Raw genomic sequence first — 20,292 nt, forward strand, 5'->3', positions numbered from 1 at the left:
GGGCAAAGCAGCGCCCGCAGGCGCAGCGTGCCCACCACCGTGCCGCGAGCTCGGAGCCGGATGGGTGGGCGCGGCGCGGGAGAGAGCGCCTTAGCAGGCGCACCTCACGGCGCGCCTTTGCCCACCCTACTGCATCGTGCCCTACTGCAGGCTCAACGCCACGAAGCGCAGCTCGCCGTCGGCGTTGGAGACGAGCAGCAGCACCGACTTCTTGCCGTCCTTCTTGAGCTGGTCGACGCGCTTCTTGATATCGGCGCCCGAGGTCACCGCCTCCTGGGCGACCTCGACGATGACGTCGCCGGCCGACAGCCGCTTCTCGGCGGCGTCGGAGGCCTGGTCAACACCGGTGACGACGACGCCCTTGACGCTGTCCTTGATCTTGTAGCGGGCGCGCAGGTCCTTCGACAACGCGGCGAGATCGAGCCCGAGCGCCTTCTGGGTCACCGGCTTCTCGGCCGGCTCGTCCTTCTTGATCGCCGCCTGCTGCACCTTCTCGGTGTCCTCGAGCCGGCCGAGCTTGACCTTGAGCGTCTGCTCCTGGCCCTTGCGGATGACGATGACGTCGACCTCCTTGCCGACGGCGGTGTCGGCGACGATGCGCGACAGGTCCTTCGGCTCCTTGATGTCATGGCCGTCGAACTTGACGACGACGTCGCCCGGCTCGATGCCGGCCGGCTTGGCCGGTCCCTTGTCGTCGACGCCGGCGACCAGCGCGCCGCGCGCCGGCTTGATGTTGAGGCTCTCCGCGATCTCGTCGGTGACGCCCTGGATGCGCACGCCGAGCCAGCCGCGGCGCAGCTCGCCGAACTGGCGCAACTGGTCGACGACGCCGGCCACGGTCTTCGAGGGCACCGCGAAGCCGATGCCGATCGAGCCGCCCGACGGCGAGATGATCAGCGTGTTGACGCCGATGACCTCGCCCTCGAGGTTGAACAGCGGGCCGCCGGAATTACCGCGGTTGATGGCGGCGTCGGTCTGGATGTAGCTGTCATAGGGCCCCGACGAGATGTCGCGGTTCTTGGCCGAGACGATGCCGGCGGTGACGGTGCCGCCGAGACTGAACGGGTTGCCGATCGCGACCACCCAGTCGCCCAGCCGCAGCTTGTCGGAGTCGCCGAACTTGACCACCGTCAGCGGCCGCGGCGGCTTGAACTTGAGCACCGCAAGGTCGGTCTTCTTGTCGACGCCGACCAGCTCGGCCTTGATCTTGGTGCCGTCGTTGAGGATCACGTTGATCTCATCGGCATCGGCAATGACGTGGTTGTTGGTGACGACAACGCCCGAGTCGTCGACGATGAAGCCCGAGCCCAGCGAGTTGGTGCGGCGCGGCGAGTTGTCGGCACCGCCCCGGCCGCCCGGACCGCCGCGGCGGTTCTTGAAGAAATCGTCGAAGAACTCCTCGAACGGCGAGCCGGGCGGCACCTGCGGATTGGCGTTCCGCCCCTCGGACGAGCCGCCCTTGGGCTCGACAGTTTGCGAGGTCGAGATGTTGACGACGGCGTCGATCACCTTTTCGGCGACATCGGCGATCCCCTCCGGCCCCCGCGCCGAGGCCGGGGCCGGCGCGAGCGCCCAGCCCGCGGCAAGGACCGCCGCGGTCAGGATCGGGCGCAGTCGACGGCTGAAAGCAAGGGTTGCGGTCATCGGGCGGATCTCCAGAAAAGTCGGCAAATTCAACTGTTACAGTGCGCCGGAACCGGCGGGGGACGCAAGCACGCCGGATCGGACCGCAGATTCATCATTGAGGGCGACCTAATACGGCAAAATGGCGCAGCCATCGCCTCACAATGGCGTTGGCCGGGCAGCAGACCGTCATTGCAGCGGTCGCGCCTCGTTCCTGTGCGACGGGGCACGCAAACGCACGACAATCCACCGCTCAGATCGGCCGCCGGATCACCCAGATCAGGACCAGGCCGGCCACCGCCGAGCCGATGCCGACTGCGCGCAGCACGTTGTCGGGCGTGGTCATCGCGGTCTTCATGGCCCGCCGCATCCACTCCGGACTGGCCGCGAACAACAGGCCTTCGAGCACGAACAGGATACCTAATCCGATGAGGAAATCGGAAAACGCAATGGACCTCATCGGACCCGGACCTCCCGTTCGATCTTCTTGATATGTAACGGGGCGAAGCAACGGCTTCGCCCCCTCCATGTCAACTCTTATTCGCCCCGATCAACGGCCCCGGCATCGAGGCAGGCGCCATCAGGGCTTGGGCGCCGGCACCGCGACGGCCGCCGTCGAGCTGGCGGTGGACGGCGTCTCCCCCGCCGGCTTCCCCGAGGGGTTGGCGAAGTAGCGGAAGAACTCCGAATCGGGCCGCAGCAGGAAGCGGGTGTCGCCGGATTTCAGACCGTTCTCATACGCCGCCATCGAGCGGTAGAAAGCGAAGAAGTCGCGGTCCTTGCTGTAGGCCTCGGCGAACAGCCGGTTGCGTTCGGCATCGCCGGCGCCGCGGGTCTGCTCCGCCTGCGAGTTGGCCTCGGCGACGATCACGGTGGCCTCGCGATCGGCCTTGGACCTGATCTCCTGGGCCTTCTGGCCGCCGAGCGCCCGGAACTCCTCGGCCTCGCGCTGCCGCTCGGTCTTCATCCGGTTGTACACCGCCTGGCTGTTGGCCTCCGGCAGGTCGGCGCGGCGGATGCGGACGTCCACCACCTGGATGCCATAGGCGTCGGCCTCCTTGTCGAGCTGATCGCGGATCTTGCGCATCAGCGCCTCGCGCTCGTCGCGCACGACTTGCGTGAAGGTGACCTCGCCGAGCACGCGGCGCAGCGCGGCGTTCAGCAGCGTGCCGAGCTGGACGTTGGCGGTCTGGATCGAACCGACGCTCTGGTAGAACTGCAGCGCGTTCTTGATCTTGTAGCGCGCGAAGGCGTCGACCACGAGCCGCTTCTGGTCGAACGCGATCACCTCCTGCGAGGGGTTCTCGAGGTCGAGGATGCGCTTGTCGATCGAGATCACGTTGTCGATGAACGGTGCCTTGAAGTTCAGACCGGGCTCCGTGACGACGTCGACCGGCTTGCCGAACCGCACCACCAGCGCCTGCTCGGTCTGGTTCACGGTGAACAGCGAGCTGTAGCCGATGACGACGAGCACGAGCACGGCGACGAGCGCGACGATGCCTGCAACGGGGGACCTCATCGGACGCCTCCCTGCTGAGCGGCCGGCGCCGGACGGCGCGGCAAGAGATCGCCGAGCGGCAGCAGCGGCACGGGGCCGCCGGTGGCGCCGCTGTCGAGCACGAGCTTCTCCGAGCCACCGAGCACGCGCTCCATGGTCTCGAGATAGATCCGTTCGCGGGTCACGTCGGGCGCCTTCTTGTACTCGTCATAGACCTTGAGGAAGCGCGCGCTCTGGCCCTTGGCCTCGGCGATCGCCTGCTCCTTGTAGCCCTCGGCGACCTGCAGGATCTGCGCGGCGCGACCGCGCGCATCCGGCACCACCTTGTTGGCGTAGGTCTGGGCTTCGTTCTGGAGACGCTCGAGGTCGGCACGCGCCGCCTGGACGTCGCGGAATGCCTCGATCACCTGGGCCGGCGGATCGACCTTCTGCATCTGCACCTGGGTGATCTGGATTCCGGAGCCGTAATTGTCGAGCGTCTTCTGCATCAGTTCCTGCACGTTCTGCTCGATCACGGTGCGGGCACCGGTGAGGATCGGCTGGATGTTGGAGCGGCCGATCACCTCGCGCATCGCGCTCTCGGCCACCGCCTTCACGGTGCCCTCGGGGTTCTGGATGTTGAACAGGAAGTCGGCCGCGCCCTTCGGCTTGATGCGCCAGAGCACGGTGACGTCGACGTCGACGATGTTCTCGTCGCCGGTCAGCATCAGGCTTTCCTCGGGGACATCGCGACCGCCGCGGCCGCGCCGGCCGGGATCGTCATTGGCGGTGATGCCAATCGAGATCGAGTTGACGCGCAGCGCCTTGGGCAGCAGCACGGTCTCGATCGGGTAAGGCAGGTGATAGCGCAGGCCCGGCTGCTCATCACGGACATATTTGCCGAAGCGCAGCACGACGCCGAGCTCCTCGGACTGCACGCGGTAGATGCCGGAGGCGAGCCAGATGATGATGGCGCCGAGCACGATCAGGAGCACGCCCGCAGTGCCGAAACCGCCGCCCGGCACGAACTGCTGCAGCCGGTCCTGGCCGCGCCGCAGAAGATCTTCCAGGTCGGGCGGCCTTGGACCGACCGGTTGCGGTCCCGAGCCCCAGGGCCCCTTCGGACCCTGACCCCACGGGCCTCCGCCCTGATTCTTCCACGCCATCGATCGATCTCCTCCGAGAGGCTGAGTGTACACCAACGCCGGCCCCGACGGTCGCCGGGTTATAAGGGACGGCCCCGCCCCTTACAACGTAGCGCTCCAGCTAAGCCCGAACCGGGTTTTGTCAATGTAAACAGGGTCGGAAGCGCCGGTTTGCCGCGGCCTCAGCTCCGCCACGCCGTCAAACTGCGCGACTTCATCATTAACGGATGGTCTTGAGGGGGCCGTCGCGTCGATCCGACCGGCGAAACGCTCACCGCCGCCGGCGATAGGTGACGTAGGAGAATTCGGCCTGATCGTCGGGCCCCGAGGCATGGCGCTCCCGCGCCACCTCTTCCCATTGGGACGGATCGATCGCCGGAAACACGGTATCGCCAGGCGGGCTCGCATGCACCTCGGTTATCTCCAGCCGGTCGGCGATCGGCATCGTCGCAGCAAAGAGCTCGGTGCCTCCGATGACCGCGATCTCCGCGGCTGAACGCCGCAGCGCATCACCACGCGCGATGCCGAGCGCTTCATCGACGGTATGGGTCACGATCGCGCCCGGCGCGCGAAACTCGGCATCGCGGGTGACGACGATGTTGGTGCGGCCCGGCAGCGGCCGGCGCGGAAACGAGACGAAGGTCTTGCGGCCCATCACGATCGGGCGGCCCATGGTCATCGCCTTGAAGCGCTGCATGTCGCTCCTCTGCCGCCACGGGATCGCACCGGCGGCGCCGATGATGCCGTTGTCGGCGACCGCGACGATCAGCACGATCTCGATCACGGCGCCCTCTCCGCCAGTTGAGCCAGAGCCTCGCCGGTCACCTTGCATAGCGTCCACTCGTCCATGAGCTCGGCGCCGAGCGATTTGTAGAAAGTGATGGAAGGAGCATTCCAGTCGAGCACCGACCATTGCAGCCGCGCCCAGCCCTTTTCGACGCAGGTCCGCGCGAGGTGACCGAGCAAGGCCTGGCCGATGCCATTGCGGCGAAACGCCGGCCGCACGAACAGGTCTTCGATATAGATCCCTGGCTTGCCGGCAAACGTGGAGAAGTTGACGAACCAGACCGCGAAGCCCGCCACCGCGCCGTTCCATTCGGCGAGATCGCAGAACAGCGTCGGGTGCTCACAGAACAGCGCGCCGGCGATGTCGGCCTCGCTCGCGCCGACCTCGTGCGATAGCTTCTCGTAGTCGGCGAGCTCCCGGATCAGCGCGAATACGCTTCCGATGTCGTCTGGCCGGGCGCTACGGATCAAAACCGGCATGCGTCAGACCGCTACCTCGGCCTTGATATGCGGATGCGGATCGTAGCCGGCGAGCGCGAAGTCCTCGTAGCGGAAGCCGAAGATGTCCTTGACGTCCGGATTGAGCGTCATGGTCGGCAGCGGACGGGGAGCGCGCGTGAGCTGCAGGCGCGCCTGCTCGATATGGTTGGAATAGAGATGCACGTCGCCGAAGGAGTGCACGAATTCGCCGGGCTTCAATCCCGTCACCTGCGCCGCCATCATCGTCAGCAGCGCATAGGATGCGATGTTGAAGGGCACGCCGAGGAAGACGTCGGCCGAGCGCTGGTAGAGCTGGCACGACAATCTGCCGTTCACGACATAGAACTGGAACAGGCAGTGGCACGGCGGCAGCGCCATCTTCTCGACGTCGGCCGGGTTCCAGGCCGTCACGATCAGCCGGCGCGAATCCGGATTGCGCCTGATCATGTCGATCACGTTCGTGATCTGGTCGATATGACCGCCGTCCGGCGTCGGCCACGAGCGCCACTGATAGCCGTAGACGGGGCCGAGATCGCCATTGGCGTCGGCCCACTCGTCCCAGATGGTGACGCCGTTGTCGTGCAGATATTTGATGTTGGTGTCGCCCTTCAGGAACCACAGCAGTTCGTGCACGATCGCCTTGAGCGGCAGCCGCTTGGTGGTCACCAGCGGAAAGCCGGCCGCAAGGTTGAAGCGCATCTGGTGGCCGAACACCGACAGCGTGCCGGTGCCGGTGCGGTCGTGCTTCTCGGCGCCGTCGGACAGGATGCGTTCGAGCAGGTCGTGATACTGGTGCATGGTGCGCGCTGGCGGCCTTTCGCAGAAGGCGGCGAATTTAACGACAGGGATCGCCCGGCCCTAGCCTCGACTCGGCCCGGCCGCCAATTATACCCCGAAAAATGTCGGCCACCGCTGCAAACGACAAGGGCGGAACCGCACGTTCCGCCCCCCCCTCCCGATCCATGGCCGTTCCGTACCCAGCTCGCGTGCTTGAGGACCGCGGACCATTTGACGATCTCGCCCTTCACCAGCGTCCCGAGCGCCTCCGGCGTCCGGTCCGCCGACGCAGGTCAGCCTTCGCTCTCCACGAAGACCTCGTCGCGCTTGCGGCGCAACGTCGGCAGCACCGCCAGCACCAACAGCCCCGCCGCGATCGCGAGCAGCACGGCCGACAGCGGCCGCGTCAGGAACACCGACCAGTCGCCGCGCGAGATCAGCAGCGCCCGGCGCAGGTTCTCCTCCATCAACGGGCCCAGCACCATGCCGAGCAACAGCGGCGCCGGCTCGAAATCATGCTTGATCAGCCAGTAGCCGACGAGGCCGAACGCGCCCGCCAGGACGACGTCGACCGGCGCGTTGTTGACCGAATAGATGCCGATCGCGCAGAAGATCACGATCGACGGGAACATCAGCCGGTATGGCACGCGCAAGAGCCGCACCCAGATGCCGACCAGCGGCAGGTTGATGATGATCAGCATGAGATTACCGATCCACATCGAGGCGATCATGCCCCAGACCAGATCGGGCTGCTTCTGCATCACCTGCGGGCCCGGCACGATGCCGTGGATGGTCATCGCGCCGACCATCAGCGCCATGACCGCATTCGGCGGAATGCCGAGCGTCAGCAGCGGAATGAAGGAAGTCTGCGCCGCCGCATTATTGGCGCTCTCCGGCGCCGCGACGCCCTCGATCGCACCGCGACCGAACCGCGACGGATCTCGCGCGATCTTCTTCTCCAGCGTATAGGCTGCGAACGAGGCGATCACCGCACCTCCGCCCGGCAGGATGCCTAGGATTGAACCGAGCACCGTGCCGCGCAGGATCGCCGGCGCGGAGTCCTTAAGATCCTTCCTGGTTGGCATCAGGCCGGTGATCTTCTTCTGCACGAGGTCGCGGTCCATCTCCGCGCCGGCATCGAGATTGCGAATGATCTCGGCAAAGCCGAACACGCCCATCGCGACGGTGGCAAAGCCCAGGCCGTCGGCGAGCTCGGGAATATTGAAGGCCATGCGCGAGACGCCGGTCTCGATGTCCGAGCCGACCATCGACAGCAGCAGGCCGAGCACGATCATTGCGATCGCCTTCAGCACCGAGCCCTTCGCCAGCACGACTGCGAAGATCAGGCCCAGCACCATCAGCGAGAAATACTCGGCCGGGCCGAACGCCAGCGCGAGCTTGGTCAACGGCGCGCCGAGGATCGCAATCAGCACGGTGGCAACGCAGCCGGCGAAGAATGAGCCGATCGCGGCAATCGCCAGCGCTGGACCGGCACGGCCCTGCTTCGCCATCTGGAAGCCGTCGAGCGCGGTCACCACCGACGTCGCCTCGCCGGGAATGTTGACCAGGATGGACGTCGTCGAGCCGCCATACTGGGCGCCGTAGTAGATGCCGGCCAGCATGATCAGCGCGCCGACCGGCGGCAGGCCGAAGGTGATCGGCAGCAACATCGCGACGGTGGCGATGGTCCCGATGCCCGGGAGAACGCCGACCAGCGTGCCGACCAGCGCGCCGATCAGGCACATCAGCAGATTGATTGGCGACAACGCGACGGCGAAACCGTGGGCGAGATTTGCAAACAGATCCATCACGCCCTCACTGCAAAAGGAAACGCGGCAACAGCGGCATCGGCAACCCCAGCACGTAGGGGAACAGCAGCGCGCAGCCGCCGGTCAGGCAGATGCCGACGATCAGGGCCTCGCGCCAGCGCGTCTCGGGGCTGCCGATCGCCGCGATCAGGAAGCTTGCAAGCCCCGTGACCAATAGTCCGAGCGGGCGAATGGAGACGGCGAAGGTCAGGATCGCGAGCGAGACGAACAGCGGTCCGCGCCAGTGATAGGTCGCAAGCTGCGCGCCTTCACTCACGACGCCGATCACGGCCACGGCAGCTCCGAGCCCTAGCAGCAGCAGACCGAACATCCGCGGCGCAGTTCCGGCACCGAACGAGAAGCCGCGCATGCCCTGCAGGTCGCTGGAGGCCCACAACGCGAACAGCGCGATCGCCATCAGCACGACGCCGCCGAAATAGTCCTGCGGCGCGCGTGGACGTACCATGAATGTGAACACCGCGACCGCGATCAGCGGATAGGTGTAGATGAGAGCCAGCAGAACATCGGAAGACAGCGAGGTCTTGCCGCTTGCGGCATATTGCTGCGCCAGGCTCGGGATCGCCATTGACAAGGCCGACGCATGGGCTCCAATGACCTGCAGCGGACCGCGTCCGGAGAGTGGACCTACAAGACCGGCCAAGGCGATCAGCAGTTCGATGATCTGTGGCGCGAAGGCAAGGACCAGAATGATCGATGCGCCGGTCACGCTGCGGGCGGCCGGCATGCCCGCCGTTTCGCCCGACAATTGGCCCGTGGTCTCGGCCATGCCTCGCCCTCCCCGATCGGCCTTGATGGCCGGCACTGTTTTCGTTCGGCGGCCCGGAGCAAACCGGTCGCGCTTCTATTTTGCCTAGCGACTTTCCCTAGAGAAGGCCAGCAAAACCAAGACAGCCGCCCGCGGCGAGCAGCCAGAGCGGATTGAGTCGCGTCATAGATGCAACGACTGCGGCAAGGACCGTCAGCGCGAACGCCCGCCACGTCTGGTCGGAAGCCTGACCGAGAATCCATGCGCTCGCCGCCATCAAGCCAATCGACAACGGCACCAGCGTCGCCTGCAGCACGGCGGGCCAGCGCGCATCCCGCGCATTCGAGAGCCAGCGGCTGACAAAATAGGAGAGCACGGCGGTGGGACCGCACATCGCGATCGTCGCGACCGCCGCACCTGCCACGCCTGCAACCGAATAGCCGATCAGGGTGACGATCAGAACGTTGGGCCCGGGCGACAATTGCGAGAGTGCGAACAGATCAGCGAACTGTTTGTCCGTCATCCAGTGCCGGGCCTCGACTGCAACACGTTGCAGTTCGGGAATCGCCGCCACTGCGCCGCCAACCGCAAACAGCGAGATCAACGCAAAGGTCCAGAACAGCTGGAACAACGGATTGTCGTCCCCGCTCATCGTGCCGACCGCGTCTTGGCATAGGTGACGGCAAGGCTGAGCGGCACGGCCACCAGCAGAACCTCCTGAAGCGGCAGGCGCGCCAGCCCGATCGCCACGAACACGCCAGCCACGACGGCAACGCCCGCCACGTCGCTCTTCTTCAGGAGCGGCGAGATCATGCGAAACACCACCGACGCCAGCAGGCCCACGGCCACGCAGGACACGCCTGCAAGCGCCCGTCGCCACGTGTCGGCTTGTCCAAAATGACCGTAGATGGCGCCGAGAGAGGTGATCAGCAGCATCGGTGGTCCGAGCAGGCCGGCAAAGGCAGCGATTCCACCCGCGACACCGCGCAATCGCGCGCCGAACACCACGGAGAAATTCACGATGTTCGGTCCGGGCAGGAAATGACAGAGCGCGAAGGTCGCGTTGAACTCCTCCGCCGTCATCCAGTGATGCTCATCGACGATCGCACGCCGCGCGAACACCAGCACGCCGCCGAAGCCCGACAGCGACATTTTCGCGAATGCGAAGAAGAGCGTGCGGAGGCTGGGCGGGTGTCTGGCGATGTCGGCAGCGGGAGAGGCAACCTGCGCAGCTTCGGGAGGCATGCCGCACTGTAGGAGGACGAAAACGGGGCTGCCAAGGTCGAACCAGAGGTTCCCAGCAGCCGCCCACATTTTTGTCGCGCGCCGCGGCGTTTCGGCCCTGTGCATCCGCCGGCCGGCGGCCTATATAGGGGGTGCCGGCTTGCCGGCTATGGAAATAAATCGCCGTCGAAATAAACCATTCGGACCCGGGGGCGGTACCCGGCGCCTCCACCAAAGCCCACCGACGGATGGGTTTTGGCGGGGGCGAAATAGGATCGACGAGGGCGTAAAGGGCGAGCTTTTTCCCGGTATTGTTCCGCCGTTATCGGGCTACTGCAATAGTTGCCAACGACAACTTTGCTCCGGTTGCTCAGGCTGCGTAACGCAGTTTGAAAGACCACCTTAAAGTCCTAACGGGTTAAGCTCCGTTAGGCGGGGTTCGGAGGCACCTGGCAACAGAAGCCTCCACTTTCATTTGCCCCGCTTTAGCCGGTCTCCCCGTCGCGGGCCGTGCTGTCCCCAGTTTTTTGGCGCGTTATCCGTTCATTCCTCCGTTGACCGGACTTCCGCCAGCTTCTACCCGTTCCCATATCTGGCGATCGACCGGCATGGCTGCTGACCTCGGCACCGATGCCGGGTACGATGTGACTGACGCGAGTCGGGAATGCTGCTGCCTGCCGGGCGCGGCCGCTCGACACGTCGGGCGCAGCCCTCACGATACAGGACCGATCATGGCGACGGATCATATTCGATACGATGTGCTGGCGCGCGACGCGTTGCGCGGGGTGCTGCGCCGGGTGCTGACCGACGCTGCTGCCCATGGTCTCCCGGGCGAGCATCATTTCTTCATCACCTTCGTGTCCAAGGCCGAGGGCGTGAAGCTGTCGCCGCGGCTGCTCGCGCAATATCCGGAGGAGATGACGATCATCCTGCAACACCAGTTCTGGGATCTGGTGGTTTCGGAGGATCGGTTCGAGGTCGGCCTGTCGTTCGGCGGCATCCCTGAGCGCCTCGTGGTGCCGTTCCACGCGATCAAGAGCTTCTTCGATCCGTCGGTGCAATTCGGACTGCAGTTCGAGCCGTCGGAGGCGATTGCCGAGACGCCGCCAGCTCCGAAGCTGCCGGCCGCACCGGCGCCATCGGCCATCGCCGGTCCGCAGCCTGCGACACCGGCCGAGACCAGCGACGACAAGCCGCTCCCGCCAGCCTCGCCGGGAGAAGGCGCCGAGGTCGTGCGCCTGGACCGTTTCCGCAAGAAGTAGGCGCATTCGCCGCGCGCGGAACGCCGGTTGGACCACTAGATTGAAGCATGCTTGAACCGGTCGACGCCGGTTCACCACCAATCATGGGCATGCTTCATGGCACATTCAGCAAATCCATCATCGCACGGAGCGACGCGCACGGAGACCGACAGCTTCGGCCCGATCGAGGTCGCCGCCGATCGCTATTGGGGCGCGCAGACCGAGCGCAGCCGTCAGAATTTCCGCATCGGCCACGACCGCATGCCGATCGGCATCGTGCACGCGCTTGCGCTGGTGAAGATGGCCGCGGCCCAGACCAACCGCGAGCTCGGCCTGCTCGAGCCGCGCATGGCGGACGCCATCGTCCAAGCGGCGCAGGAGGTCATCGACGGCAAGCTCGACGACCACTTTCCGCTGGTCGTCTGGCAGACCGGCTCGGGCACCCAGAGCAACATGAACCTCAACGAGGTGATCGCCAATCGCGCCAGCGAGCTGCTGGGGGGCGAGCGCGGCACCAAGAAGCCCGTTCATCCGAACGACCACGTCAACATGAGCCAGTCGTCCAACGACTCGTTCCCGACCGCGATGCACATCGCCGCAGCGCGCGCGATCTCGGGCCATCTGGTGCCGGCGCTGTCGGAGCTGCTGGCGGCATTGCGCGCCAAGCAGGAGGCGTTCGCGGACATCGTCAAGATCGGCCGCACCCACACCCAGGACGCCACGCCGCTCACGCTGGGGCAGGAGTTCTCCGGCTACGCCGCGCAGGTCGAGAGCGCGATCGCAAGAATCGAGATTGCGGCGCGGGATCTCCTGCCGCTGGCGCAGGGCGGCACCGCCGTGGGCACCGGCCTGAACGCGGATCCGAAGTTCGCAAAGCTGTTCGCCAAGCATGTTGCCGACATCACCGGCCTGCCCTTCACCAGCGCGGCCAACAAATTCGAGGCGCTCGCGTCCAACGACGCCTATGTGTACACCCATGGTGCGCTGAATGCGGCGGCCGCCGGCCTGTTCAAGATCGCTAACGACATCCGCTTCCTCGGCTCAGGCCCGCGCTCCGGATTGGGAGAATTGATCCTGCCGGAGAACGAGCCGGGCTCCTCGATCATGCCGGGCAAGGTGAACCCGACGCAGTGCGAAGCGCTCACGATGGTGTGTTGCCAGGTGTTCGGCAATCACACGGCGATCACCATGGGCGGCAGTCAGGGTCATTTCGAACTGAACGTCTACAAACCATTGCTTTCACATTGCATGATGCAGTCCATACAATTACTAGGTGATTCAGCACGTTCATTCAGCGAACATTGCGTAACCGGTATTCAGGCCGACGCTGCTCGCATTCGCGAGCTGATGGAGCGCTCGCTGATGCTGGTGACAGCGCTTGCGCCGAAGATCGGCTACGACAACGCTGCCAAGGTCGCGAAATCAGCGCATCAGCGCGGCACCACGCTGAAACAAGAGGCCTTGCGGCTCGGTCTCGTCTCCGAGGACGAATTCGACCGCCTCGTTCAACCCGAGAGGATGACAAGGCCGGGGCGAGCGTAGCGGTAGCCCCGTAGTACTACGGGGGGTGATGCAATTCTCGCTGTTAACCCCTAAAGGATACTCTCGACTACAAGTTCTGCTGCGTTTGTTGAGTAAACAAATCCCGCTCGCAACGACGCGAATGGCCATCGAACTATCAGGGAGCGATGACATGATTGTCTGGAGAACGCCTGGGCTCATCCGCGCAATGCGCATGCTCTCGTCGCGACGTTCGATGGCTTAGATGATTGGAGCAAGCATGGGTGATGTCATCAACTTGAAGCGTTTCAGAAAGCGCGTGGAGCGCGATCAGGAAGCGAAGGTCGCCGAAAGCAACCGCGCTCGCTTCGGCAGGACGAAGTCCGAACGCGCAACTGACGCCCAACGCGACAAGCGCGCGAACGAATTACTCGATCAACATCGTATCAATGGCGAGGACGCGTGATGAAGTCGCCCGTCGTAAAACGTTCAATCGTGGTCGCAGGCCACAAGACCAGCGTCAGCCTCGAAGAGGCCTTCTGGAACGGCATGAAGGAGATTTCGGGTCTCCGTAACATGACCCTGTCCGAGCTGGTCGGAGAGATCGACAACAATCGCCAGCAGGGCAACCTGTCCTCGGCGATCCGGCTGTTCGTGCTCGACCACTTCAAGAGCCGCGCCGCAGCGTCTTCAGGCCTCGAGCCGAAGGCGGCGGTGGACACCCGGCACACGGCAGCCGCCGCGGCTCCTTGAGGCAGATCAGACGGCGATCCGCCCGGCCTGTTTAAAATCGCTCTAAGATGCCGCGGCATTTAACATGCCGCGCTTGACCTCTTGGCACGCGATTGAAAATACAGGCTATGAGCGAAATTTGCGATACAAGGCCGCCTCAGCCGCTCGGTCTCGCCCGGCGAGGCTATACCGGAACAATCCAGCATCTGGCTGCGGGCGGCGCGAGCTCGTCCCTGCCGGACGTCGAATTGGAGAGCCGGCTGATCGAACTGGGCTTCGTCGAGGGCGCCCGGGTCGAAATCCTGCATGAGGGGATCGTCGGGCGCGATCCGATCGCCGTGCGTGTCGACAACATCACCGTCGCGGTCCGCCGGCGCGAGGCCATGGCCGTCATCGTGGCATAGGCCGCGCGGAAAGCGTCGTCATGGAAAGCCCTCTGCTGCATCTGGCCCTGGTGGGTACGCCCAACAGCGGCAAGACCTCGCTGTTCAACGCGCTGACGGGAAGCCGCCAGAAGGTCGCGAACTATCCCGGGGTCACGGTCGAGCGCAAAGAGGGCGCCTTCGTCACCCCGCAGGGCCGCCAGGTCTCGCTGGTCGACCTGCCCGGCACCTATTCCTTGCGCGGTCGCAGCCCTGACGAGGAAATCACCAGGGATTTCGTGCTGGGACGTGCCACCGGCGAGGTCCTGCCCGACCTGGTGTTGTGCGTTGCCGACTCCACCAACCTCAGGTTGACGATCCGGCTGCTGCTCGAGCTCAAGAGCACCGGCCGGCCGCTGGCGCTCGTGCTCAACATGTTCGACATCGCCAAGCGGCGCGGCGTAACGGTCGACGTCTCCGCGCTGTCGCAGGCGCTGGGCGTGCCGGTCGTGACGTCGATCGCCGTGCGCAAGGGCGGCACCGACGACCTGCTGCGGCTGACCGACGAGCTCCTGGCCCAGGCGGCCGCGGCCACCGGAGAGCGCGCCAACACCTGGCGTCCCCTCACGGTCCCGGAGCTGCGCGCCACCCAGCGCGAGGCCGACCGTATCATCGCGGAGACGGTCAGCCTGCCCGAGCGGCCCGATACCTGGACCGCCCGGATCGATGCCATCGCGCTGCATCCGGTCGGCGGCCTGCTGATCCTGCTGGCGATCCTGTTCGTGATGTTTCAGGGGGTGTTCGCCTGGGCCCAGCCACTGATGCAGGTGCTATCGGCGGCTTTTGATGCGCTTGGCCAGCTCGTTCACGACGAGCTTCCCGAAGGCCTGCTGCAGAGCTTCCTGCAGAACGGGGTGATCTCCGGCGTCGGCAGCGTCATCGTCTTCCTGCCGCAGATCATCATCATCTTCCTGTTCATCCTGCTCCTGGAAGATTTCGGCTATATGGCGCGCGCGGCGTTCCTGATGGACCGCATCATGGGCGGCGCCGGGCTGCACGGCCGCGCCTTCATCCCGCTGCTCTCGAGCTTTGCCTGCGCCATTCCCGGCATCATGGCGACGCGCGTGATCGACAACCGGCGCGACCGGCTCACCACGATCCTGATCGCGCCGCTGATGACCTGCTCGGCGCGGATCCCGGTCTATACGCTGATCATTTCGGCCTTCATCCCGCCGACCAAGATCTGGGGCCTGGTCAACCTGCAGGGCCTGGTGATGTTCGGGCTCTACGCCGCCGGGATCATCAGCGCGCTGCTGGTGTCGTTCCTGGTGAAGTTCTTCCTGATGCGCGACTACCAGCCGGCGCCGTTCATGCTGGAGCTGCCGGACTACAAGATGCCGCGGTTGCGCAGCATTGCGATCGGCGTCTACACCCGCGCCAAGATGTTCTTGCAGCGCGCCGGCACCACGATCTTCGCGATGATGGTGCTGATCTGGTTCCTGGCGTCGTTCCCGCAGCCGCCGGAGGGCGCGACCGAGCCCGCGATCAATTACAGCCTCGCGGCGATGATCGGCCAGGCGATCGCCCCCCTGCTCTCGCCGGTCGGCTTCAACTGGCAGATCGCGGTGGCGCTGGTGCCCGGCATGGCCGCCCGCGAAGTCGCAGTCGCCGCGCTCGGCACCGTCTATGCGATCGAAGGCGGCAAGGAGGCCGCCGAGCAGATCGGACAGGTGCTGGCCAGCAAATGGAGCCTCGCCACGGCGCTGGCGCTGCTCGCCTGGTACATTTTCGCCCCGCAATGCGCCTCGACGCTCGCCGTCATCCGCCGAGAAACCGGCAGCTGGCGCTGGATGGCTGTCACCTTCTTCTACATGTTCGCGCTGGCCTATGCGGCGGCGTTCGCGACCTACCACATCGCGGTCGCGATGGGCGCGGGCTGAGCCCGCGCCCTTCGCGTCAGCGCGCGGCGTCGACATGCAGCGCGAAGCCGCGCGCGTCCGGCGCGCCGAGCTCAGGACGAAGCTGCATCGACGGGATCAGATAGTCGCCGTGGTTCTGCCGCCGGTACGGAATCGGCTGATCCGTGAACAGCGTCCGCATCCGCGCGCGCAGTCGGTCAGCGATCTCAACAAATCCGGCCTCGTCGATCCGGCTTGCCTTGTGCGCCACGAAGGCCGGCAGCACGTCGAAGCCGGGATAGAACAGGATGCCATGGTTGATCGGAAACAGCAGATCGTCGATCGGCCCGTTGATGCCGCGCGCCGAATAGTGCTCCTCCCAGCCGCCGGTGGTCACGACCAGCATCGCGCGCTTGCCGGCAAACACACCCTCGCCGTAGCGGTTGCCCCAGCGCTTGTCGCTGTGCTCGCCGACGCCATAGGTGAAGCCGTAGGAATACACCCGGTCGACCCAGCCCTTGAGAATCGCGGGCATCGTGAACCACCACAGCGGGAACTGCAGGATGACCGCGTCGGCCCACAAGAGCTTCTCTTGCTCGGCCCTGACGTCGTCAGTGAGCGTGTGCGTCTTGAAGGCCTCGCCCGACGCGGTGGCAACGTTGAGGCGCGCATCCGGCGGCAGTTGCGGAAAGTCGGCGCGATCCGCAGCCGCCTTCCAGCCGATCGCATAGAGATCCGAGACCCTGACCTGATGGCCTTGAGATTCGAGCTCGGCGACCGCGACGTCGCGTAGGGCGCCGTTGAGCGAGCGGGGTTCGGGGTGGGCGGAGACGAGCAGCACATTCATGGCCTTGATCCCTTTGCTGGAACAGCCGGAACATAGACGCGCGCCCACCTATCCACTATATGGCATATATCGATAACATTATGCTGATTTATGGATAAGTCAGGCATCAGCCTCATCAACATGCGCAGCTTCGTCCGGGTTGCCGAGCGCGGCAGCCTGTCGGCCGTGGCGCGCGAGCTCGGGCTGGGCCAATCCACCATCTCGCGTCACCTTCAGGAATTGGAGGATGCGATCGGCGTGCCGCTGCTCAGCCGCACCACCCGGCGCGTCACCTTGACCGACGAAGGCAGCCGCTATTACGCGAACTGCGTCCAGATCCTCCGCCTGATCGACCAGGCCGGCGACGAGGCACGCGGTGCGCGTGGCGCCGCCGCCGGCACGATCCGGATCTCCTGTACGGCGGCCTTCGGGATCCTGCACATCACGCGGCTCGTCTTCGCGTTCCAGGATCGCTACCCGGACATCGCGATCGATCTCAATTTGACCGACGAGCGCATCGACCTCGTGCGGGAGGGTGTCGACATCGCACTGCGTCTCGCTCCGCTCACCGACAGTTCTCTGAAGCTGCGGCCGCTCGGCTACTCGCACCGGCTTCTTGTCGCCTCGCCGGACTATCTGGCGAAACGCGGCACGCCGCGCACGCCGCAGGAGCTGATCGGGCATGACGGCATCCGCATGACCAACGTCGCGGGCAGCGAGTCGCTCGTCGTCATGGGACCCGACGGAGAACGCCATGAGGTGCCGTTCAGAGGCTGCTTCCGCACCAATCACGGACTCGCGGTTCGAGAGGCCGTGCTGTCCGGGCGCGGAATCGGCGGGAGCCATGCGTGGCTGGTCGACGACCTCATCGCGGCTGGCAGGCTGACGGTCATCCTGCCCGACCACCGTCTGCCATCGACTCCCCTCAACATGCTGATCGTCCCGGAGCGCGCCGGCATCGCGCGCGTGCGGCTGCTGATCGACTATCTCGCCGAGGAGATCGTCCGGCTGCCCGGCATCCGGCCCGAGCCCTGAGCTAAAGCCGCGGCATCGCGTCCGGCCGCACCTCGCGGGCCTGCGCTGCCAGCCGGATCGCGGCATTGGCCGCACCGAAGCCCTGATAGTTGCGGCGCTGCACGATCTCGAAGAAGAAGCGCTCCTCGAAGATATGGGTGTAGACTTGGAAGAACTCGGCGTCGCCGTCGCGGTCGTACAGGATCTCGTTGGCACGGAGCGCGGCGACCGTGTCGGGCGCAAGATCATACTTGGCTTCGAGATCGTCGTAGTAGTTGTCGGGAATGTCGAGGAAGCCGGCGCCGCGGGCGCGCATCTCGGCCACGGCCGCGAAGATGTCGTCGCACGAGAACGCGATGTGCTGGACGCCAGAGCCGAAGAATTCGGAGATGAAGCGCGATGACAAGGTGCGCGTCGCCGTGGAGCCGTTGAGGATGAAGCGCAGGCTGCGATCGCCGTTGACGATCGCCTGGCTCTGCACGAGGCCTCGGGGATCGGCGATCTCCATCTGCGGCAGGCGGGAGAAGTCGATCAGCCCGGCATAGAACAGCAGCCAGGACAGCATCTCCTCATGCGGCATCGACTGGGCGATGTGATCGACCGCGACGAGACGGTCGGTGCTTTTGTCGCTGGCGACGGCTTCGAAATCGACGTCCCAGTGCCGCCCGTGGGTATCCAGGAAGTACAGCAGGCTGCCGCCGACACCATGGATCGCCGGGATCTCCAGCTCGCCCGGCCCGACCGGCTGGGTGAAGGTGCGCGTCTTCAAGGACTGCGCCCGCGCCATGGCACGAGCGGCGCTGTCGACGTCCAGCGCCAACGCGCAGACACCAGCCCCATGCGTGACGTAGTGTGAATGCGCAAAACTGGCCGGCTCGCAGTTGATCACCAACTCGATTGCGCCCTGGGACCAGCGCTGCACCGCCTTGCTGCGATGACGCCCCGTCTTGCGGAAGCCAAGCTGTCCGAACAGTCCCGCCAGAGACTCCGCTTTGTCCTCGCTGACCGCGAACTCGACGAAGCCGATGCCGTGGCTCTTGACCCGAGGCTCGAAGCACGGCTCCGGCTGGGCGGGCACGTTCCCGGCGAGGTCATCCTGCAACAGCAGCAGCGAGCGCATGCCGTCGAGCGCGGTGCGCGGCGCCGAGCCGGCGCGGAACTGATCGTTGAAGATCTCCAGCGACAGCGGCCCGGAATAGCCGGTCGCGGCGACCGCCTCCATGAACGCGCCGACTGGTAGATCGCCCTGGCCCGGAAAACTGCGAAAATGCCGGCTCCAGGACAGCACATCCAGTTCGAGCTTCGGCGCATCGGCAAGCTGCACCAGGAAAATCTTGTCGGCCGGAATCGCGCGGATCGCGTTGGTCGGCAGCGCCGGCGCCAGCGCATGAAAGCTGTCGAGGATGACGCCGATCGCCTTGTGATCGGCGCGGCGGACGATCTCCCAGGCATCGCGATAGTCATGGACGTGGCGGCCCCAGGCCAGCGCCTCGTAGCCGACGCGCAAGCCGCGCTTCGCGGCGCGCTCGCCGAGCTCGTGGAAATCGGCGGCGGCCCGGTCGATGCCGCCGAGCGAGGCCGGCGACACGCTGCTGCAGATCAGCAGCAGATCGGTGCCGAGTTCCTGCATCAGGTCGAACTTGCGCTCGGCGCGGATGAAGTTGCGCGCGCGCTGCGGCTCCGGCATGCCCTCGAAATCGCGGAACGGCTGATAGGCGCAGATCGCAAGTCCGAGGTCGCGGCACATCTGCCCGATCTCGCGCGGCCGCATCCCGAACGCGACGAGATCGTTCTCGAAGATCTCGACCGTATCGAAGCCGGCGGCGGCGATCGCCTTGAGCTTCTCGTCGAGCGCGCCTGAGATGGAGACCGTTGCGATCGAGCGCTGGTTCATGCCGCCGTCTCCTCCATCGCGCCGCCCAGGAACAGCTGGCCGATGCGCGGATCGGCCAGCACGCGGTCGGCCTTGTCGATGATGCGGGTGCGGCCGAGCTCGAGCACGATGCCGTAGTCGGAGATCTCCAGCGCCGAGCGCGCATTCTGCTCGATCAGGAGCACCGAGACGCCGCGGTCGCGCAATTGTTTTAGCATGTCGAAGGTCTGCTGCACCATCAAGGGCGACAGGCCGATGGAGGGCTCGTCGATCAGCACGAGCTGCGGCTCGAGCAGAAGCCCGCGCGCGATTTCGAGCTGCTTCTGCTCGCCGCCTGACAGGGTCGAGGCCTGCCGGTCCGCCTTCCTGCGCAGCACGGGAAAGACGTCGAGCGCCGCCTCGACACGGGCGGCCAGATCGAACTCGCGCGGTGCGGCCACGCCGCCGAGCTCGATATTGTGACGGACCGACAGCTCGCCGAAAATGTTGCGGCCCTGCGGGATGTAGCAGATGCCGGCGCCGAGCAGCGCGCGCTGGCTCAAGCCGGTGACGTCGCGGCCCTTGAAGACCACCTTGCCTTCGCGCAGCTTGAGCAGGCCGAAGATCGCCTTGAACACGGTCGACTTGCCGGCGCCGTTCGGACCGATGACGGTGGTGATCGAGCCCGCCGGCACCGAGAAGGTCGTGCCGTTGAGGATCGTCATCTTGCCGTAGCCGCCGACGAGGTTCTGGACGTCGAGAATGGGATCGCTCATCGCCG

General features: G+C 65.6%; 21 protein-coding genes and 1 other RNA gene. 8 read left to right on the forward strand and 14 right to left on the reverse strand.

What is annotated here, in order from left to right; genetic code table 11:
- Positions 1–141: 141 nt before the first annotated feature.
- The 11 genes from ACQR0U_RS09670 to ACQR0U_RS09720 form a co-directional block, all read right to left on the reverse strand.
- Positions 142–1,644, reverse strand: coding sequence for a Do family serine endopeptidase (locus ACQR0U_RS09670; protein WP_315752480.1), 1,503 nt, complete (start codon positions 1,642–1,644; stop codon positions 142–144).
- 232 nt (positions 1,645–1,876) lie between these two features.
- Positions 1,877–2,083, reverse strand: coding sequence for a DUF2065 domain-containing protein (locus ACQR0U_RS09675; RefSeq protein ID WP_315713359.1), 207 nt, complete (start codon positions 2,081–2,083; stop codon positions 1,877–1,879).
- A 120-nt stretch (positions 2,084–2,203) separates the two neighbouring features.
- Positions 2,204–3,142, reverse strand: coding sequence for a protease modulator HflC (gene hflC / locus ACQR0U_RS09680; protein ID WP_315825243.1), 939 nt, complete (start codon positions 3,140–3,142; stop codon positions 2,204–2,206).
- Positions 3,139–4,266, reverse strand: a complete 1,128-nt coding sequence (hflK, locus tag ACQR0U_RS09685; RefSeq protein WP_315713361.1) for an FtsH protease activity modulator HflK — start codon at positions 4,264–4,266, stop codon at positions 3,139–3,141. Before hflK ends, hflC begins: the two co-directional genes overlap by 4 nt.
- A 250-nt stretch (positions 4,267–4,516) precedes the next feature.
- On the reverse strand, positions 4,517–5,029 hold the full coding sequence (locus ACQR0U_RS09690) for a dihydrofolate reductase (RefSeq protein WP_434843124.1): 513 nt from the start codon (positions 5,027–5,029) through the stop codon (positions 4,517–4,519).
- Positions 5,026–5,511 carry a GNAT family N-acetyltransferase gene (locus tag ACQR0U_RS09695; protein WP_434843125.1) on the reverse strand — a complete coding sequence of 162 codons (486 nt, stop codon included), beginning with the start codon at positions 5,509–5,511 and terminating at the stop codon, positions 5,026–5,028. Before ACQR0U_RS09695 ends, ACQR0U_RS09690 begins: the two co-directional genes overlap by 4 nt.
- Positions 5,512–5,514: 3 nt before the next feature.
- Complete coding sequence (locus tag ACQR0U_RS09700) at positions 5,515–6,309, reverse strand: thymidylate synthase (protein ID WP_315713364.1); 795 nt, start codon at positions 6,307–6,309, stop codon at positions 5,515–5,517.
- A gap of 272 nt (positions 6,310–6,581) precedes the next feature.
- Positions 6,582–8,096, reverse strand: coding sequence for a tripartite tricarboxylate transporter permease (locus ACQR0U_RS09705; protein ID WP_315752476.1), 1,515 nt, complete (start codon positions 8,094–8,096; stop codon positions 6,582–6,584).
- A gap of 7 nt (positions 8,097–8,103) precedes the next feature.
- Positions 8,104–8,883, reverse strand: coding sequence for a tripartite tricarboxylate transporter TctB family protein (locus ACQR0U_RS09710; RefSeq protein WP_315810564.1), 780 nt, complete (start codon positions 8,881–8,883; stop codon positions 8,104–8,106).
- A gap of 97 nt (positions 8,884–8,980) precedes the next feature.
- A complete protein-coding gene (locus ACQR0U_RS09715; protein ID WP_434843126.1) occupies positions 8,981–9,514 on the reverse strand; it encodes a chromate transporter in 534 nt (177 codons plus the stop codon).
- On the reverse strand, positions 9,511–10,107 hold the full coding sequence (locus ACQR0U_RS09720; RefSeq protein WP_315713652.1) for a chromate transporter: 597 nt from the start codon (positions 10,105–10,107) through the stop codon (positions 9,511–9,513). The genes ACQR0U_RS09715 and ACQR0U_RS09720 overlap by 4 nt, the downstream gene beginning before the upstream one ends.
- Before the next feature lie 94 nt (positions 10,108–10,201).
- Between ACQR0U_RS09720 and ssrA the strand changes: the two genes are divergently transcribed.
- The 7 genes from ssrA (at position 10,202) to feoB (ending at position 15,861) form a co-directional block, all read left to right on the forward strand.
- Positions 10,202–10,556: a transfer-messenger RNA gene (gene ssrA, locus ACQR0U_RS09725) on the forward strand.
- 261 nt (positions 10,557–10,817) lie between these two features.
- On the forward strand, positions 10,818–11,348 hold the full coding sequence (locus ACQR0U_RS09730) for an SspB family protein (protein ID WP_315752475.1): 531 nt from the start codon (positions 10,818–10,820) through the stop codon (positions 11,346–11,348).
- A gap of 96 nt (positions 11,349–11,444) precedes the next feature.
- A complete protein-coding gene (gene fumC / locus ACQR0U_RS09735) occupies positions 11,445–12,869 on the forward strand; it encodes a class II fumarate hydratase (RefSeq protein ID WP_315769111.1) in 1,425 nt (474 codons plus the stop codon).
- A 238-nt stretch (positions 12,870–13,107) separates the two neighbouring features.
- On the forward strand, positions 13,108–13,293 hold the full coding sequence (locus tag ACQR0U_RS09740) for a DUF4169 family protein (protein WP_315713370.1): 186 nt from the start codon (positions 13,108–13,110) through the stop codon (positions 13,291–13,293).
- Positions 13,293–13,580 (forward strand): ribbon-helix-helix domain-containing protein, encoded by a 288-nt coding sequence (locus ACQR0U_RS09745; RefSeq protein WP_315713371.1) that lies wholly within the window; start codon positions 13,293–13,295, stop codon positions 13,578–13,580. The genes ACQR0U_RS09740 and ACQR0U_RS09745 overlap by 1 nt, the downstream gene beginning before the upstream one ends.
- Positions 13,581–13,687: 107 nt before the next feature.
- Positions 13,688–13,963: a FeoA family protein gene (locus ACQR0U_RS09750; RefSeq protein WP_315713372.1), complete on the forward strand. Its 276-nt coding sequence runs from the start codon at positions 13,688–13,690 to the stop codon at positions 13,961–13,963.
- 20 nt (positions 13,964–13,983) lie between these two features.
- A complete protein-coding gene (feoB, locus tag ACQR0U_RS09755; RefSeq protein ID WP_315713373.1) occupies positions 13,984–15,861 on the forward strand; it encodes a ferrous iron transporter B in 1,878 nt (625 codons plus the stop codon).
- Between the two features lie 16 nt (positions 15,862–15,877).
- On the opposite strand, the gene ACQR0U_RS09760 is transcribed toward feoB, so the two are convergent.
- Positions 15,878–16,666, reverse strand: coding sequence for an NAD(P)H-dependent oxidoreductase (locus ACQR0U_RS09760; protein ID WP_316187339.1), 789 nt, complete (start codon positions 16,664–16,666; stop codon positions 15,878–15,880).
- 90 nt (positions 16,667–16,756) lie between these two features.
- On the opposite strand from ACQR0U_RS09760, the gene ACQR0U_RS09765 reads away from it, so the two are divergent.
- Positions 16,757–17,680, forward strand: coding sequence for a LysR family transcriptional regulator (locus ACQR0U_RS09765; protein WP_434843127.1), 924 nt, complete (start codon positions 16,757–16,759; stop codon positions 17,678–17,680).
- Position 17,681: 1 nt separating this feature from the next.
- On the opposite strand, the gene ACQR0U_RS09770 is transcribed toward ACQR0U_RS09765, so the two are convergent.
- Both ACQR0U_RS09770 and ACQR0U_RS09775 read right to left on the reverse strand, forming a co-directional pair.
- Positions 17,682–19,553 (reverse strand): bifunctional sugar phosphate isomerase/epimerase/4-hydroxyphenylpyruvate dioxygenase family protein, encoded by a 1,872-nt coding sequence (locus ACQR0U_RS09770; protein WP_434843128.1) that lies wholly within the window; start codon positions 19,551–19,553, stop codon positions 17,682–17,684.
- Positions 19,550–20,287, reverse strand: a complete 738-nt coding sequence (locus ACQR0U_RS09775; protein ID WP_315713377.1) for an ABC transporter ATP-binding protein — start codon at positions 20,285–20,287, stop codon at positions 19,550–19,552. The genes ACQR0U_RS09770 and ACQR0U_RS09775 overlap by 4 nt, the downstream gene beginning before the upstream one ends.
- Positions 20,288–20,292 lie beyond the last annotated feature (5 nt).

It is taken from the genome of Bradyrhizobium sp. HKCCYLRH3097 (assembly GCF_051167875.1).
Taxonomy (GTDB): Bacteria; Pseudomonadota; Alphaproteobacteria; order Rhizobiales; family Xanthobacteraceae; genus Bradyrhizobium.